This is a genomic window from Nonlabens sp. (genome assembly GCF_051251825.1).
Classification (GTDB): Bacteria; Bacteroidota; Bacteroidia; order Flavobacteriales; family Flavobacteriaceae; genus Nonlabens.
The window spans coordinates 160,848-175,964 of sequence record NZ_JBPOGG010000006.1 but is presented as its reverse complement, the minus strand read 5'-3'; the positions used below and the strand labels follow the sequence as shown (position 1 = coordinate 175,964).

Annotated in this window: 18 protein-coding genes; 11 read left to right on the top strand and 7 right to left on the bottom strand. The window is 35.6% G+C overall.

The window, feature by feature from the left end; all coding sequences use genetic code 11:
- Positions 1 to 156: 156 nt before the first annotated feature.
- On the top strand, positions 157 to 558 hold the full coding sequence (locus ACSHWW_RS09620) for a DUF2452 domain-containing protein (RefSeq protein ID WP_435682233.1): 402 nt from the start codon (positions 157 to 159) through the stop codon (positions 556 to 558).
- Here the strand turns inward: ACSHWW_RS09620 and ACSHWW_RS09615 are convergent.
- Entirely contained in the window at positions 555 to 746 is a 192-nt protein-coding gene (locus ACSHWW_RS09615) for a hypothetical protein (RefSeq protein ID WP_435682232.1), read from the bottom strand. The genes ACSHWW_RS09620 and ACSHWW_RS09615 overlap by 4 nt on opposite strands.
- A 355-nt stretch (positions 747 to 1,101) precedes the next feature.
- Here ACSHWW_RS09615 and ACSHWW_RS09610 point away from each other — a divergent pair, with 355 nt between their 5' ends.
- The 4 genes from ACSHWW_RS09610 (at position 1,102) to ACSHWW_RS09595 (ending at position 3,592) form a co-directional block, all read left to right on the top strand.
- Positions 1,102 to 1,257 (top strand): hypothetical protein, encoded by a 156-nt coding sequence (locus tag ACSHWW_RS09610; protein WP_435682231.1) that lies wholly within the window; start codon positions 1,102 to 1,104, stop codon positions 1,255 to 1,257.
- A 176-nt stretch (positions 1,258 to 1,433) separates the two neighbouring features.
- Positions 1,434 to 2,612 carry a PQQ-dependent sugar dehydrogenase gene (locus ACSHWW_RS09605; protein WP_435682230.1) on the top strand — a complete coding sequence of 393 codons (1,179 nt, stop codon included), beginning with the start codon at positions 1,434 to 1,436 and terminating at the stop codon, positions 2,610 to 2,612.
- Positions 2,613 to 2,924: 312 nt separating this feature from the next.
- Positions 2,925 to 3,353: a c-type cytochrome gene (locus ACSHWW_RS09600; RefSeq protein ID WP_435682229.1), complete on the top strand. Its 429-nt coding sequence runs from the start codon at positions 2,925 to 2,927 to the stop codon at positions 3,351 to 3,353.
- A gap of 8 nt (positions 3,354 to 3,361) precedes the next feature.
- Positions 3,362 to 3,592: a hypothetical protein gene (locus ACSHWW_RS09595; protein WP_435682228.1), complete on the top strand. Its 231-nt coding sequence runs from the start codon at positions 3,362 to 3,364 to the stop codon at positions 3,590 to 3,592.
- Positions 3,593 to 3,856: 264 nt separating this feature from the next.
- On the opposite strand, the gene ACSHWW_RS09590 is transcribed toward ACSHWW_RS09595, so the two are convergent.
- Entirely contained in the window at positions 3,857 to 4,192 is a 336-nt protein-coding gene (locus ACSHWW_RS09590; RefSeq protein ID WP_435682227.1) for a DUF2853 family protein, read from the bottom strand.
- Positions 4,193 to 4,253: 61 nt separating this feature from the next.
- Entirely contained in the window at positions 4,254 to 5,924 is a 1,671-nt protein-coding gene (menD, locus tag ACSHWW_RS09585) for a 2-succinyl-5-enolpyruvyl-6-hydroxy-3-cyclohexene-1-carboxylic-acid synthase (RefSeq protein WP_435682226.1), read from the bottom strand.
- Between the two features lie 190 nt (positions 5,925 to 6,114).
- Here menD and ACSHWW_RS09580 point away from each other — a divergent pair, with 190 nt between their 5' ends.
- Entirely contained in the window at positions 6,115 to 6,306 is a 192-nt protein-coding gene (locus tag ACSHWW_RS09580; protein ID WP_435682225.1) for a hypothetical protein, read from the top strand.
- Here the strand turns inward: ACSHWW_RS09580 and ACSHWW_RS09575 are convergent.
- Entirely contained in the window at positions 6,301 to 7,335 is a 1,035-nt protein-coding gene (locus tag ACSHWW_RS09575; protein WP_435682224.1) for a chorismate-binding protein, read from the bottom strand. The genes ACSHWW_RS09580 and ACSHWW_RS09575 overlap by 6 nt on opposite strands.
- A gap of 20 nt (positions 7,336 to 7,355) precedes the next feature.
- Entirely contained in the window at positions 7,356 to 7,775 is a 420-nt protein-coding gene (locus ACSHWW_RS09570) for a hotdog fold thioesterase (protein WP_435682223.1), read from the bottom strand.
- Between the two features lie 34 nt (positions 7,776 to 7,809).
- Here ACSHWW_RS09570 and ACSHWW_RS09565 point away from each other — a divergent pair, with 34 nt between their 5' ends.
- The 4 genes from ACSHWW_RS09565 to ACSHWW_RS09550 are packed head-to-tail and all read left to right on the top strand — an operon-like array spanning position 7,810 to position 10,960.
- A complete protein-coding gene (locus tag ACSHWW_RS09565) occupies positions 7,810 to 8,454 on the top strand; it encodes an alpha/beta hydrolase (RefSeq protein WP_435682222.1) in 645 nt (214 codons plus the stop codon).
- A gap of 1 nt (position 8,455) precedes the next feature.
- Positions 8,456 to 9,025 carry an RdgB/HAM1 family non-canonical purine NTP pyrophosphatase gene (gene rdgB / locus ACSHWW_RS09560; protein WP_435682221.1) on the top strand — a complete coding sequence of 190 codons (570 nt, stop codon included), beginning with the start codon at positions 8,456 to 8,458 and terminating at the stop codon, positions 9,023 to 9,025.
- A 58-nt stretch (positions 9,026 to 9,083) separates the two neighbouring features.
- On the top strand, positions 9,084 to 9,878 hold the full coding sequence (locus ACSHWW_RS09555; RefSeq protein WP_435682220.1) for a carboxypeptidase-like regulatory domain-containing protein: 795 nt from the start codon (positions 9,084 to 9,086) through the stop codon (positions 9,876 to 9,878).
- A 38-nt stretch (positions 9,879 to 9,916) separates the two neighbouring features.
- Positions 9,917 to 10,960, top strand: a complete 1,044-nt coding sequence (locus ACSHWW_RS09550; RefSeq protein WP_435682259.1) for a M28 family metallopeptidase — start codon at positions 9,917 to 9,919, stop codon at positions 10,958 to 10,960.
- An 87-nt stretch (positions 10,961 to 11,047) separates the two neighbouring features.
- Here the strand turns inward: ACSHWW_RS09550 and ACSHWW_RS09545 are convergent, their stop codons facing one another.
- Complete coding sequence (locus ACSHWW_RS09545; protein ID WP_435682219.1) at positions 11,048 to 12,568, bottom strand: DEAD/DEAH box helicase; 1,521 nt, start codon at positions 12,566 to 12,568, stop codon at positions 11,048 to 11,050.
- Between the two features lie 113 nt (positions 12,569 to 12,681).
- On the opposite strand from ACSHWW_RS09545, the gene ACSHWW_RS09540 reads away from it, so the two are divergent.
- On the top strand, positions 12,682 to 13,344 hold the full coding sequence (locus tag ACSHWW_RS09540) for a YqaA family protein (protein ID WP_435682218.1): 663 nt from the start codon (positions 12,682 to 12,684) through the stop codon (positions 13,342 to 13,344).
- Positions 13,345 to 14,130: 786 nt separating this feature from the next.
- Here ACSHWW_RS09540 and ACSHWW_RS09535 read toward each other — a convergent pair.
- A complete protein-coding gene (locus ACSHWW_RS09535) occupies positions 14,131 to 15,003 on the bottom strand; it encodes an OmpA family protein (RefSeq protein WP_435682217.1) in 873 nt (290 codons plus the stop codon).
- Positions 15,004 to 15,117 lie beyond the last annotated feature (114 nt).

Here is a 15,117-nt window from a genome sequence, read left to right as displayed (position 1 = left end):
TGAATTTGAAAATCAGTATATTAGTAATATAGTTCAGAGATTTTAGGGGATCCATGAGTTATTTAAATCGAGACAGACGCATCTGTCTCGATTTTTTGTTTAACAAAGTCATGTTAATCTTCTACAAAACAAAATTGCAATTTGTAAATTTGCAGTATGAGCGAGGACAAGAAACCAGATTATGTAGTTTACGACGAAGAAACAGGTACTTATAATGCCGCACTTCTTCCCTATTCTAGTGGTGTTGCCGCTCCTAAAATCACTACTCCAGACATTACCTCGTGGAAACAGACCAATATCAATAAGGTCAACCACGAGATCAAGTCCCAATTTGACCAACTCAAAGCTGAGTATGATGCTATGGTTAAAAAATTTGAGGATAATCAACTGGTCTATGGTGCAAAATTCTCATTTGAACCTATCGTGGGAGAAACCTATCATTTATATCTAGGAAAAGATGGTATTCACTTTCTATCAGTCATCGCGCCTGCTGAGTGTAATTGGGATTTTGTGGGAACTTATCGTTTATCGAGTGAAAAACTATGGGAGCAGATTTAAGTCTGTGATTTTCTATAATCCATACGTTCTTTAAATGTAGAACGACTTCTCCAGTGATACATAGTTCCTATTCCAGGAATAAAAACCATTACCCAGAAGGCGATCAATTCTTTTCTTCTTTTATATGGCCGTGTCTTATGATAGAGCCATATACAGCTACCCCAAAATAATAGTATGATTATAATCATGGGGCAATTTATATAATTTCTAACTAAAACACAGTTGAAAACTATGTCCAAGATAGTTGAAAACCACGTACTCAAAATTTAATGCTAAAATAATTAGCATTATAAATACTTCATTATCAACATAATGAATAATTTTAACTACTATGTTTTACAAAGTAGTGTAACAATTAAATAAATGCTGCGTCATATATGCATAACCACTTAAAACAATTATTATGAAAGCGAGCAACACAACTACAACAGTATTAGAACCTACAGTAAAGAGATTCCGTCCAGATAGAACTTTTAGTGATAACTGGAATAGTAAAAGAAGATATAGATAATTAAGTCATTTTACTTAATCTATACAAACCAAGTGCCAACATTTATAACCACAAAAACAAACATCATGCGTATCACAAATAGATTTTTAGACTCAGATTCAGACTTTCCACTATTGTCACGTAATAGAATCACACCTAGAACAGGAAGTTCTAACGAAGATTGGGGAATCGCACACATAACTGCATAATTCTCTAAATAAGATTTATCATATAGATGATTTTGAATTAGCCTTCTACTCGCCTATCTCATAAATTATTGCTAACCAAAAGCTGAAAAATCTCTTTTCAATTTGAAAAGAGATTTTTTTATGCTTTTAACTTTAATAAAATTTAGCTGTAGTACATTTATAGAAATATTACGGTTATGAAAATCTATCTTCTTCTATGTACTCTCGTTTTAATTTTAACCTCTTGTAAAGAACAAGTAAAGGAAAACGAACTCGTTGAAGTTACTGTTACTTCAGAGTTATCTACTAACAGTAAAGCACCACAAGTCGATAACATTCCTTTAATAGACGATCAAAAAGATTACACTATTACCTCTGTTGTAGAAGATCTCGATATTCCATGGGGAATGACCTGGTTGCCTAACGGTGATTTAATTTATACTGAGAAAGAAGGCAAACTATATCGATTTGATGGAACTGAAAGTATAGAAATTAAAAACGTACCTGAAGTTTATGTGCGCGGTCAAGGAGGATTACTAGATGTTACGGTACATCCACAATTTGATGAAAACAACTTCATTTACATCTCTTATGCATCAAAAATGGGTGGCGGCGATGGTGGTAATACTGCAATTGCAAGAGCTGTTCTCAAAAATGATCAACTAGAAAATCTCGAAGTTCTTTATAAAGCAATGCCCAATTCTAAAAAAGGGCAACATTTCGGTAGTAGATTTACTTGGGATCGAGAAGGCCATTTATATTTTTCCATAGGTGATCGTGGCAATCGAGATGTGAATCCGCAAGATGTGACTCGAGACTGTGGAAAAATTTACCGTATTAATGATGACGGTAGTATTCCTAGTGATAATCCATTTATTGATACCGCTGGCGCGAAAACTGCTATCTACAGCTATGGGAATAGAAATCCGCAGGGAATGACTACACATCCTGTAACTGGAAAAGTAATTGCTCATGAGCACGGTCCACAAGGCGGCGACGAAATCAACATTATAGAATCTGGCAATAACTACGGCTGGCCTGTCATAAGCTACGGTATTAATTACAGCGGTACGACGTTTACCGAGATCACCGAAAAAGAAGGCATGGAACAACCTATCTATTATTGGGTTCCTAGTATTGCACCGAGTGGTTTTGCCATTATTAATAATGACGCTTATAAAGACTGGAATGGTAATTTCTTAGTCGGTTCCTTAAAGTTTCAGTACCTAGAAATGCTGCACATGGACGGCAATCGAGTAACTAAAAGAGAAAAAATAGCCGACAAACTCGGCCGTATGCGTAACGTAAAGATAGGACCAGATGGAATGATTTACGTGGCTGTGGAAGGTGAAGGGATTTTTAAAATTAGCAGGTAGCTGTTTGCTGAATTAAAAAATCTATGGTAATATCGAGCGAAAGTCGTGATATGTTTATGAGTTTGTGAGAATTTCATTAGTTGAAATTTAAAAGAAAGCCGACTTCAGTCGGCGCAATAAAAAGAACGCCGCAGGCGACAAAACAAATTCATAGCGGCAGACTTTAGTCTGCCATAACGATATTAAAATTATGGAAAATCAGCTCGCATAAAGTTTAAGTTTATGAATAAAGAGATGCTGAAATAAATTCAGCATGACAAGTGGTAAAACATTCTAATTTCCATCGTATTTTTAAAAGAATAAAATTAAATAATGAAACATCTTCTCATAGTACTCCTTGCCATTGCTCTTACTAGTTGTGGCAATTCCAAAAAAGAAACAGCCACAACACCTGTTAAGGAAATAGAACAAAGTCCGCTAGAGGCTAGTGTCGCTCGTGGTAAAGAAATATACAGTGATAACTGTGTAAGTTGTCACATGACCAGCGGTAAAGGAGTTGCAGGCGCTTTTCCTCCACTCAATCCATCCAACTGGTTGACAGAGAAACGTACAGAAAGTATACATGCATTAAAATATGGACTTAAAGGACCTATTGAAGTTAACGGTCAAGAATATAACAACATCATGCTCTCACTAGGCTTAGAAGATCAAGAAATAGCAGACGTGATGAACTATACCATTCAAACTTGGAACAGTGGTGATATGGTTACCGAGGAAGAAGTTAAAGTTGTGGAGAAGTAATATTAATCATGGAGTTACTTACATTAAGGGAATTAGCAAAATGGATGAAAGCCAATAATTACGCATTCGATAACTATAGTATTAATGGTAATTTCATTCATGAAGGTTATGGAATTGAAAAAAATGGAGAACTTTTTCAATGGTATTACACAGAACGTGGAGAGAAGCAAACTTTAGAATATTTTAGAACTGAATTTGAAGCTGTTCAATACGCTTTAAGTAAAATAATTGGTGACTAGATATAAGAATCATGTGTTCGTTGAAATATGAAGATTATGAAATAACCTACGTTAGATGAAATCTTAAAAGTAATCGCTAATAGTAATTCTCAAACCAAATCAGAAAGAGAGCTATCATTTAAAAATGGATTAGGTAAAGAAAAATTACATATGAGAAGTTTAGATTTCTCAGTTTAAAAATGAACATCCACAGATTATAGTGATTTACTAAACAAAAAACCCCAATGCTCTCGCATTGGGATTTTTAATATATATAAAAGAATCCTAGTTATAAACCGACTCTTTTCCGTGATGTACACATAGCATGTAATAGATACAAGCGCGATACTTAGCGCGTTCACTCTTACCATACTTTTCCATAACAGCCTCTACTGACGCCATTAGGTTGTCTCCAGACATTCCTAACTTTTTCTTTAGGTAGTTATCTACCACACGTTGCATTTCTGAAGCTTCAGCACTTACAGTTTCTGCGTCCTTATTATAAATTGATGGTCCTAGACCTTTTGTTACTTTTCTCAATAACTCTTCGTCAAGCTTTCCACCTACTTTGTCTTTGTAAGCTGCAACGTACTTTTCTACTCTTTCGTCAAATTTACTCATTGGATATATAGTTTTATAGTTAAGACTTTAAATGTAAGAATTAATAGGATATGATAAAACTCTATTTTAAAAATTTAAAATAGTCTAGAAGAACGGTATCATTTTCTAGTCTAGGTGTAAATATTTCTAATAATTGTGGTTTAGTATTGTCTTCTAGGAATGATTTGTACGCTTTCGCGAAAGCGTTTTCATCATCAACTCTACTATAATTAATGTCAAACATCTTGCATAAATGACTTGCGTCTAGCTCATGTGTAGTTTCAAAATAAGTATGAAACGTATCATTATCCTTATCGCCTGGTAAGATTCTGAAAATCCCGCCACCACTATTATTGATCACGATTATCTTAAAATGTGCTGGTATATAGTTATTCCACAACGCATTGCTATCGTAGAAAAAACTCAAATCACCCGTGATAAAAACTGTAGGTTGTTGAGATACTACCGCTGCGCCTATTGCCGTACTCGTGCTACCATCGATACCGCTGGTTCCACGATTTGAAAAGACTTGATGAGTAGCATTCATAGGAAATAGCTGTGCATATCTAATCGTGCTGCTATTTCCTAGTTGTAAAGTTATTCTAGATGGTAAATCGTTGAAAATCAATTCAAATGCCTTAAAATCGCTCCATGGCATCATTTGAAGATAATCTTTTCTCTTTATGAGGTAATCTTTAAAGAATGACAACCAGTAAGAACTATAATCGCTATGGGCTTGTGAAGGTTCTAAAGATTCTACCCAAGCGGCTGGTGTAACTTTAATATGTCCAGCAAGTTTAAAAAAGGTATCGTATGCCTTGCGGTTCCCTACGTGATAATGGGTTTTAGTTTCAAATTTGCGCAAGTATTGTTTTATTTTCTTTGAAACTATCATGCCGCCTATGGTCACGACCATATCTGGTTGCAAGTGTGCAATAGCCTCATCATCCTTTTCAATAGGCGCAATTAAGGTATCTATTCCCCATATCACTTTTTCATGAACTAGATTACTACTTACTTCACTCATCACAAGAACTGTAGAATCACTTGTTAATTTATCAAGTTGTTCTTGAGTAAGAACGCCTGGATTGAGTGTGGAGAGAATCACAAGCTTGCGCTGTGCACTACTCCATTGTTTATGAAAACTATCTGGGATACTACTAGAGTTATTTTTAAGTAAATCCATTACTTTAGGATCTACAATAGTTTCAACTACAGTATTATAAAGCGGTTCCTCAAAAGGCACATTAATATGTACTGGACCATTTTGAGAAACACTAATGTTGATAGCTTTGTTGATTAAGCGTTCATTTGTTGCGATAGCTTCCGCATTACTAGAATCATTAATCATCTCTAGTTGTGTATCATATAAAATATGATTTGCATAAACCTGTTGCTGTCTTATAGTCTGTCCATCACCTATGTCAATTTTATGTGGTGGACGATCTGCGCTGAGTACTATTAAAGGTATTTCACTATAAAAAGCCTCTGTTACTGCTGGGTAATAATTTAACAATGCACTACCGCTAGTACAAACTAATGCTACTGGTTCCTTCAATTGCTGAGCAATTCCCATCCCGAAATGAGATGCACATCGCTCATCTACAATACTATAACATTTAAAAAATGAGTCGTTTGTAAATCCTATGGTAAGTGGCGCGTTCCTAGAGCCTGGTGAGATGACTATGTGCCTGATTCCTCTTTTCTTAAAAAGTAGGATGACTTGTTGAGCGTGAATTATTTCTGGTAGCATTACCACAAAGGTAACTTAGGCTATTCCATTCATCAAATAAGAATGGATAAAATGAATATAAATTAAGGTGGTTTTCACTTTTCAGCCGTTTATATGATCCGTTCAACAATTGAAAAAGTAATTTCAAAAAAAATGGCTTTGCTAATTAAAATAAATTCATCATCTTTAGTATTCTTAAACTAGCCAACCTATGAAATTATTCAAATTTGTAATTTTCTACACCTTTATAGGTATTTATGAAACTGGTCTATTTGTGAAGTCAAACTTTACAAAGATTAAGAGTATTACAAAATTAAGCTTGCAACAAGAGAAATCGAGTCATACTGCACCACAACGTATGAAAGGTGCATTGCTCAAAACAGCTTTTAGAAGTATTTTATAACAATCTAAACATGGTTTGTAGTTTTGCCATGGTCTCCTGATATTCTAGTTGAACATCACTCTTAACTGTGACGCCACCACCTACATATATAATCACCTTTTTATCAAATAGTTGCATACATCTCAAGTTGACAAAATAGTCGCTTGAATCTTCTTTTACTATTCCTAAATAGCCTGTATAATAGCTGCGATCATAATTCTCGTTTGCCATAATAAACTCCTTGCTTTTATCACGTGGCAATCCACAAACAGCTGGTGTAGGATGTAATGAGTTAATCAATTCCTCGATATTACCAGAATGAGTAGTTCCAGCTAGTAAAGTGCATAGATGAAGTAAATGACCAGCTTCTATGGTTTCTAACGCACTTTCTTTAATATTAGTAATTCCTGTTTTTACAAATTGAGATTTTATAAAATCAGTGACTAGTCGTTGTTCTTCAAGTTCTTTATCACCCCAAATGTGAGTATCCTTACCAACATTTAACGCTGTCCCAGCAAGAGACATAGTGGAAACTGCATCTCCTTTTACATTTAATAACAACTCAGGAGTTGCACCCATCCATTTTCCAACTTGTGGATGGTAGAAAAAATAACCATTTGCAGTTGGATAAGTATCGAGTAGTCTTTCAAAAATTTCAATGTCTGTATCACGTTTAGGAAATTCTTGCTTTCTTGATAAGACCACCTTTTTAAGATTGGATTTTTTGAGCTCGCTCATCGCTTTTTCAAAGAGTTCTAGGTACTCTTTTTTACCATCCTCAGCAATGATTCCTGTAGTATGTAGTGAATTTACAGCTGCACTACTCCACTTAAAGTTTAACTCTTCTTCATTTATTATATAAACCTGACTATCAATATTATCAAATTTTGAAAAAACACCATAAGACAGGTTGTCATGTACCGATTTATGTAGAATTTGATTGTTTTGGGAGATGATTTTTACCTCATTTTCATTTGCTTTTTTAAGAGCAAGAAACGGTAACTTTTTATCTAACAACGATTGTAGGTATGGAAATATCTTTTCGCGCAAGCGGTGAAAATTTAAGAGATTTAAACGTCTTTTTTAAGAGCTATAGTGGTGAGCTTGCAAATGGAAATTAATCGTTCTTGCTCGTCTGTGATTTTAATTTCCCAGAGCTGTGTCGTTCTTCCTTCGTGAAGAAAACGAGCTGTTGCAAAGACGTGACCGTCTTTTTTAGATCGAGTGTGATTTGCACTGATTTCTATGCCACGTATGGCAAACTCGTCTGTGTTGAGAAACATATAACTTGCAGCACTTCCTACAGACTCTGCGAGCGCAACGCTTGCGCCACCGTGCAGCACACCATCTGGTTGATGAACTCTTGGTGTTACCGGCATGCGAGCCGTGAGGAAATCTTCTCCTACGTCTATGAAATCGATCTCAAGTGTCTCCATGAGCGTGTTGCGACATATCTGGTTGCAACGCAATAGTATCTGTTCTTTGTCCATATCTTTACCAAAAATAAGCTACAGACTCCATATTATGATAAAAACAGTCTCTTATCAGCATACTAATTCTTATGAAATTCTAAATCCTATTCAGGATAGCACAGAGAATATTTGGGTTTGCTTTCATGGTTTAGGCTACCTAGCGACTTATTTCAAGCGCTACTTTACAGGAATGGATGCTACAAAAAATGCTGTTATTGTCTTACAAGCACCTTCAAAATTCTATCAAGGAACTAACTTTAAACATGTAGGTGCAAGCTGGCTCACTCGAGTAGATACTGCTCAAGAAATGCTAAATAACCTTAATTATATAGATGCAGTTTTTAAAAATGAAAGCTTAATAAACGATCCTAGAATAGTTTTAATGGGATATTCTCAAGGTGTTTCTATCACTATGAGATACTTAATCCACTACAATAAATCAGTTAAAGCTTTGATTATGCATAGCGGCTCTATTCCTCATGAATTCAATGAAATAGACGGAAATACATTTAGAGATTTAGCCTCTAGATCTATTCACATTTCTGGAAAACGTGATGAGTACGTAACTGCAGATTTAATCCTAAGAGAGAATCTTAAAATCAAAGAACTTTTCGGCACGGAATGTGAATTACACAGACCAGACATCAAACACGAAGTCGATACACAATTACTCGTAGAAATTTCAAAAACACTTTAATATGGAAATCATATTTGCTACTCATAATTTAAACAAACTGAAGGAAGTTCAAATCTTGATGCCTTCACATATAAAATTATTAAGTCTAGGAGACATAGGTATGCATGAAGACATTCCTGAAACCTCAGCTACAATCTCTGGTAATGCGGCACAGAAAGTCAGGTTTATAAGAGATCGATATGATTTACCCGTTTTTGCTGACGATACAGGATTGGAAGTTCTTGCACTTAACAATGAGCCAGGAGTTTACAGCGCGAGATATGCTGGCGAACAAAAAAGCAGTGAAGATAATATGGACTTGCTTTTAAAGAATCTTGAGGGAAAAAGAGATCGCAGTGCAAGATTTGTTACTGTGATAGCGTTAGATATGGAACACTGTCAGACTATGTTTGAAGGAGTTTGTGAAGGAGAAATTATAGAAGAACGAGTTGGGACAGAAGGTTTTGGGTACGATCCCATCTTTAAACCTAATGGATTTGATAAAACCTTTGCTCAAATGAATTTGGTTGAAAAAGGCGCCATAAGCCACCGAGGTATCGCACTTAAAAAATTAATCGCTTATCTATCATAGTTAATTTATTAATAAACTCGTTTAAAAACCATTACGTTAGATTATTTTAGCCCACAGAATGAAAGTATTAAAACAAATTACCATTGCATTACTTCTTTTGATCACGGCAACAGCTGGTGCTCAAAACAACCCATCCACTACTTCTACAGAAAAATCATCTTCTGTTTTTGGGAAAGTGTTGAATGCAAAAAATGACAGCATTTTAAGTAACGTTAACATCGTCAACCTGAACCAAGTAAAAGGAACTATCTCAACTAAAACTGGAGCATTTAAAATTCCAGCAAAAGTGAATGACACTTTGTTCTTTTCTTATATTGGATTTGAAACTATTACTATAAAAGTGACTGAGGACTGGCTCAAATTTGGTGATGTAACTATTTCAATGACTGAAAAAGGAATCGCACTAGAACAAATTGATATTAAAGCAAACACACTTACCGGTTTTTTAGAAATAGATGCTCGCAAAGCTCCTATTTATAATAATAGACGTTACAGTATAAGCGGTTTACCTAAAGCATATGAAGCCGGAAATGATAAACCTGGCGCTATTACTACTGCCTTAAATTCTATTTTTAATCCTGCAGACTTCTTGTATAACGTCTTTGGTAAAAAAGGTAGTTCTATGCGTAAACTGCGACAAATCAAGGAACAAGACGAAATACGTAACTTGCTACAAAGTAAATATGATCGTGAAACACTCATGAATCTACTACAAATGGATAAAGTGAGTATTGATGCAGTATTGCGCAATTGCCAGTACTCTAAATCATTTATAGAAACGGCAAATGATCTTCAAATCCTAGACGCCATAAGCGAGTGTTATGAAGAATACAAGATCTTAAAACGAAAATAAACTTAACCAATAATCTACTAAACTTCAACATCTTGAATATTAAATATATGATCCTCACGTTGTGTGCTGTTGCGCTCACAACTTCTTGTTCTAGCAAGAAAAAATCAAATGAGGAAAACGGAAAGGATAAAAAAGAAACCATTCTCTCAAACGAATACAATGATGTAGATGCAATGAAATATGCAAATACCATCACTCTTGAGGAACTTAAAGAACAACTGTACTTCTATGCGAGTGATGAAATGGAAGGACGCTACACAGGTTCTCCTGGTCAGAAAAAGGCTGTTGAATATTTAAAGTCTAAATACCAAGAAATGAATGTTCCTGGAGGAAATCTAGATGGCACTTATTTTCAAACCGTACCTGGCTCCTATTTTAATAAACCAGACGTGACTTCAGAGAATGTACTTGCATTCATCAAAGGAACTGAAAAACCTGATGAAGTTCTTGTAATCTCTGCGCATCTAGATCATATAGGTATGAAAGATGGTGTAGTTTTTAATGGTGCAGACGATGATGGTAGTGGTACGATTGCTCTTATAGAAATCGCCGAAGCATTTAAAAAGGCCGCAGACGATGGTTATGGACCTAAACGTTCTATCCTTTTCCTGCACGTTACTGGAGAAGAAATAGGTCTTTATGGTAGTAAGTATTATTCTGAGAATCCGGTTTATGCTATGGACAAGACCATTACTAATCTTAATATCGATATGATAGGTCGTATCGATCCTAAACGAGAGGAAAAGTCAGATTACATTTATTTGATAGGTAGCGATATGCTAAGTCAGGATTTACATGACATGTCTGAGGCTGCAAATGATAAATACATGCAACTAGACCTAGATTATAAATACAACGGTAAAAATGACCCTAATCGTTTCTATTACCGTTCTGACCATTACAATTTTGCAAAAAACGACGTTCCTGTAATATTCTATTTCAACGGGACACATGAGGATTACCATAAAGCTGGTGATACTCCAGATAAAATTGAATATGAAATGTATCAAAAAAGAGCTCAGCTGGTATTTGTAACAGCATGGGAACTTGCAAACGGAACTGAAAGACCTACTTTGAAGTAAATGAACCTTTCAAGAAATTAAAAAAGCAGCTTTTGAGAAAAAGCTGCTTTTTTAATGGGTTGTTATTTCGCTTTCGCGAAAGCGAGATTATTCTGATTCAACTCCAGCAAATTCTTGTTGAATTGCCATACGCAGTCTGCGGTAGTAATCTTCTTCTAACCAGTCTTTATAGTTGTTTGTATTATTGATGATACAATAAGAATAACGACGTATTCTATCTTTAATATCGTCTTTAAGTAGTTTTGCTAAAATACGTGCGTCAAAAACGTCTTCACTATTCTCCACACACCATTGAACGTGCTGCTCGATAGATTCGTCTAGTACATACTTAGATTTACGGTTTTCTTTAGTAATGCGCTTGTAAGCACCTTTAATGTCAAATGAGAATTCTTTTGTATTAGGGAATTCGGCTTTTACGTGTGCTGGAAGTCGGTACACAAAATTGCGTTCTATTTCCTCATCAGTAACGATGTTCTCTACATAGAAATCTGGTGATCTAAAGACCTGTTGCCAGTCCACTGGTTCATTCCACAATCCAAAACGAGCCACGTTATTACCTAAATCAATAATATTAAACTCGGTTTTGTTCTTATAAATACGAGATCCACGACCTATCATTTGATAATATAAGGTCAGTGACTTAGTCGCTCGGTTCAAAATGATACAATCTACACTAGGCTCATCAAAACCTGTGGTAAGAATACTCACAGAAGTAAGAATAGCATCGGGTTTATTTTTAAACCACTTGAGGATTTCTTTACGTTCCTCTTTAGAATTAGTATTATCAAGGTGTCTTATCTCTAAGCCAGCTCTTTTAAACGTCTCCTCTACTTCTATCGAGGTACGGATACCGTTATTAAAAATAAGTGTCTTTTTACCTTTACAAACATCATTATAAGATTGCAGTAATTTCTCCTGCATGTTTGTATCGATGTATAATTTCTCACTGGATTTTACCGTATAATCTCCATTCATACCTATGGTAAGACCACTCAGTCCTACATCATACGTATGTGTAACCGCTTGAGCAAGAAATCCTTGTTCTACCAGTGAAGTAATACTATCACCTACGATGAGTTCTTTATAGTTATCCTTCATAGGTAACTTAAAGTTTGAACTCAACGGCGTAGCGGTAACTCCTAGAATAAAGCAGTGTTCAAAATACTTGAAGAGTTTTCTAAAACTGTTATAATGCGCCTCATCTATAATAACTAGTCCTATATCCTGTAACTCAAGCTTATCTTCTTGTAACCTGTTATTAAGTGTTTCCACCATGGCTACAAAACACTGGTACTCATTCTGATCGTTGAGCTCTTTAACCTTAGAATTAATTACTTTATTATTCACATCAAAACCGTGAAGCATTTTTGAGGTTTGCTTACATAATTCAATACGGTGCGTGAGAATAACAACTTTCTTTTGCTTCTCCTTAATATACTTTCTTACAATTTCAGAAAAGATTACTGTTTTACCACCACCAGTAGGTAGTTGATACAACAGGTTGTAATCATCATCCTCATTGTTAATACGGTCAAAAATTTCAGCCAGATCACGTTTTTGATATTCGTAGAGTGACTTAACTTTATTTTCAGGATTTATTGTCTTCAAGGGTCGTCTTTAATTTTTAAGGTTTGCAAAAATAGGGCTTTTAAATACTTTTATAAGCGCATTTTCCTAGCTTTAACTAATATATTTTTCTTGCCATATTATTAACAGATATCATGACAAGAAAAGATTATTTTTGTAGTCTTATCAACGTCCCAGTGCCAGATACTTCAAATAGACATAAAAGCAAATTTCAATTCAATAGAGCACACCGTTACTATAAACTAACTGGGTTCTATTCCTTTGTAGTTGAGAGCATTAAAAAGTCCATGCCACCAGTTCTCGTTGTGGTAGGAATTCTTGCTGCAATTCATTTTTTCTATATGGACATTCCTACTTTACTAGAAATGGCTGTTGAGAAATTACCTGATTATGGTGTTTTGGCTTTTTTCTACGTATCTGAAACTGTTCTAGGTTTGATTCCGCCAGAGTTGTTTATTGCTTGGGCTGGTAAAACCGCTACGCCTGTATTTAACTTGTTTCTCATTGCATTACTTTCTTATCTAGGCGGAATGACTGCTTATTTCATAGGCCGTCGAGCTCTTAAGATTCCTAGTATCCATTACTATCTAGAAGTAAGAATGGCAAAACAATTAGTGATGGCAAGAAAATGGGGCGGCATTCTTATCGCCGTAGGTGCTTTATTACCACTACCCTTTTCTATTTCTAGTCTAGTCGCTGGAATGCTTAAGTACGATTTTAAGTGGTGGCTTATTATTGGGCTGTTACGCTTTGTAAGGTTTGCACTCTATGGTGCCGCAATATTCCAAGTGGTGTAAGTAGCTGTTAGCTGTTAGCTGTTAGCTGTTAGCTGTTAGCTGTTAGCTGTTAGCTGTTAGCTGTTAGCTGTTAGCTGTTAGCTAAAAAACGGAATCCAAAGTGCTTTTCATTCCTTCCACAATATTTCTTATTCACAATCCTTTTAATATTACTTATCTAACTAAGCTACTTTGAGCTGATAGCGATGAGGAAATATTCTGAGTTTATGGATATGAGAGGTGATTTAGATGCGTCTCCTCAACAGCAGATTGCCACGCTGCGCTTGCAATGACGATGAGAAACGTCATTACGAGGAGTACAACGACGAAGTAATCTGACTTTGTGGATATGAGAGGTAATTTACATGCGTCTTCATCACCAGCAGATGCTGAATCAAGTCTGCCTGCCGGCAGGCTGGCAGGCAGGCAGGTTTAGCATGACAATTTTATAATCAAATTCAAAAACATTTCCCTTTGTGAAGGGAAAACAGGTGGACGACGAGCTTAGTGCAACTAAGCGAGCCACCAAAAGGGTTTGGCACAATAAAACGAAACCTATTCCCTAACCCTAAAGGGTAAGGTTTCTGCCTTTCAATTGTGAAGGGAATTTGTTGAAATGCACTCCTGCAGTTTCCGCACCCTTTAGGGATGGGGAACGGAAACTGAACCGACAAGCTTTTCCATCACTAACAGATGCTGAATTAAGCCTGCCTGCCGGCAGGCAGGTTCAGCATGACAGGTTTAAAATGAGACATAAAAAAACGCCTCAATTACTTGAGGCGTTTAGTATTAAAAAGCTATTGAAAATTACTCTTTCTTCTTAGCGTCTATTTTTGCTTGTTCCATTCCTGACTCAATCATGTCAAAGAATTGGTCGAGTTTAGGAAGAATGATAATTCTAGTTCTACGATTCTTTGCCCTACCTTCAGCAGTGTCGTTGCTGGCGATAGGCACGTAGTAAGAACGTCCAGCTGCTGTCATTCTAGCTGGATTGATGTTTTGATTCTCTTGTAAATAACGAGTGATTGATGCTGCACGAGCAGTACTTAAATCCCAGTTATCTTTGAACTTACCAGAAGCGATAGGCTGACTGTCTGTGTGACCTTCAATCATCACTTCCATGTTTGCTTTATCCTTAAGAATAGTTCCCACTTTTCCTAAAATAGGAAATGCACTGCTGTTGATTTGTTCACTACCACTGGCAAATAATAATTTATCGCTTATGGAAATAAACACCACTCCTTTTTCTACGTTCACATTAATATCTTCATCGTTTACGTTTCCTAGTGAACTTTTAATTGAAGTCACTAAAGCAATAGTTACACTGTCTTTTTTAGTTAATGCATCATTAAGTGAACGGATTTGAAGATCCTTTTCTCTAATGCGTTCTAGCGAAGTCTCTAGAATCTCTGCATCTTTTTTAGAAAGCGTTGCTAGATCTCCTACATTGTTAAGTAAAGAAGCATTGTTCTCTCTTAAATTTTGGATTTCGCTCATTAAAGCACTTAGTTTTGCTTGAGCAGCTTTCTCGTCAGATAAACATGCGTTTAACTTGACTGTTGCAGTGTCTAACAATTCTTGAGTAGATTGTTGTTTAGCAAGTGCTGCTTCTAGATCTTTTTTTGAAGCACAAGAAAACAATGTTCCTGCGCATAACATTATTAAGATTATTTTTTTCATTGTTTGTTTAGTTTAGACTAGTTTAATTTTAATATCACAAAATGCTTCTTTTTACAAAACTTGTAATTCAAATTACATTTTATCACAATCAAAAATAAGAAATTGACAACCCTA

Excerpts from the sequence above, each read along its gene's own strand:
- ACSHWW_RS09620 (WP_435682233.1), top strand. The coding sequence starts at position 157 with ATGAGCGAGGACAAGAAACCAGATTATGTAGTTTACGACGAAGAAACA.
- ACSHWW_RS09615 (WP_435682232.1), bottom strand. The coding sequence starts at position 746 with ATGATTATAATCATACTATTATTTTGGGGTAGCTGTATATGGCTCTAT.
- ACSHWW_RS09605 (WP_435682230.1), top strand. The coding sequence starts at position 1,434 with ATGAAAATCTATCTTCTTCTATGTACTCTCGTTTTAATTTTAACCTCT.
- ACSHWW_RS09600 (WP_435682229.1), top strand. The coding sequence starts at position 2,925 with ATGAAACATCTTCTCATAGTACTCCTTGCCATTGCTCTTACTAGTTGT.
- ACSHWW_RS09595 (WP_435682228.1), top strand. The coding sequence starts at position 3,362 with ATGGAGTTACTTACATTAAGGGAATTAGCAAAATGGATGAAAGCCAAT.
- ACSHWW_RS09590 (WP_435682227.1), bottom strand. The coding sequence starts at position 4,192 with ATGAGTAAATTTGACGAAAGAGTAGAAAAGTACGTTGCAGCTTACAAA.
- menD (WP_435682226.1), bottom strand. The coding sequence starts at position 5,924 with ATGCTACCAGAAATAATTCACGCTCAACAAGTCATCCTACTTTTTAAG.
- ACSHWW_RS09580 (WP_435682225.1), top strand. The coding sequence starts at position 6,115 with ATGAAATTATTCAAATTTGTAATTTTCTACACCTTTATAGGTATTTAT.
- ACSHWW_RS09570 (WP_435682223.1), bottom strand. The coding sequence starts at position 7,775 with ATGGACAAAGAACAGATACTATTGCGTTGCAACCAGATATGTCGCAAC.
- ACSHWW_RS09565 (WP_435682222.1), top strand. The coding sequence starts at position 7,810 with ATGATAAAAACAGTCTCTTATCAGCATACTAATTCTTATGAAATTCTA.
- rdgB (WP_435682221.1), top strand. The coding sequence starts at position 8,456 with ATGGAAATCATATTTGCTACTCATAATTTAAACAAACTGAAGGAAGTT.
- ACSHWW_RS09555 (WP_435682220.1), top strand. The coding sequence starts at position 9,084 with ATGAAAGTATTAAAACAAATTACCATTGCATTACTTCTTTTGATCACG.
- ACSHWW_RS09540 (WP_435682218.1), top strand. The coding sequence starts at position 12,682 with ATGACAAGAAAAGATTATTTTTGTAGTCTTATCAACGTCCCAGTGCCA.
- ACSHWW_RS09535 (WP_435682217.1), bottom strand. The coding sequence starts at position 15,003 with ATGAAAAAAATAATCTTAATAATGTTATGCGCAGGAACATTGTTTTCT.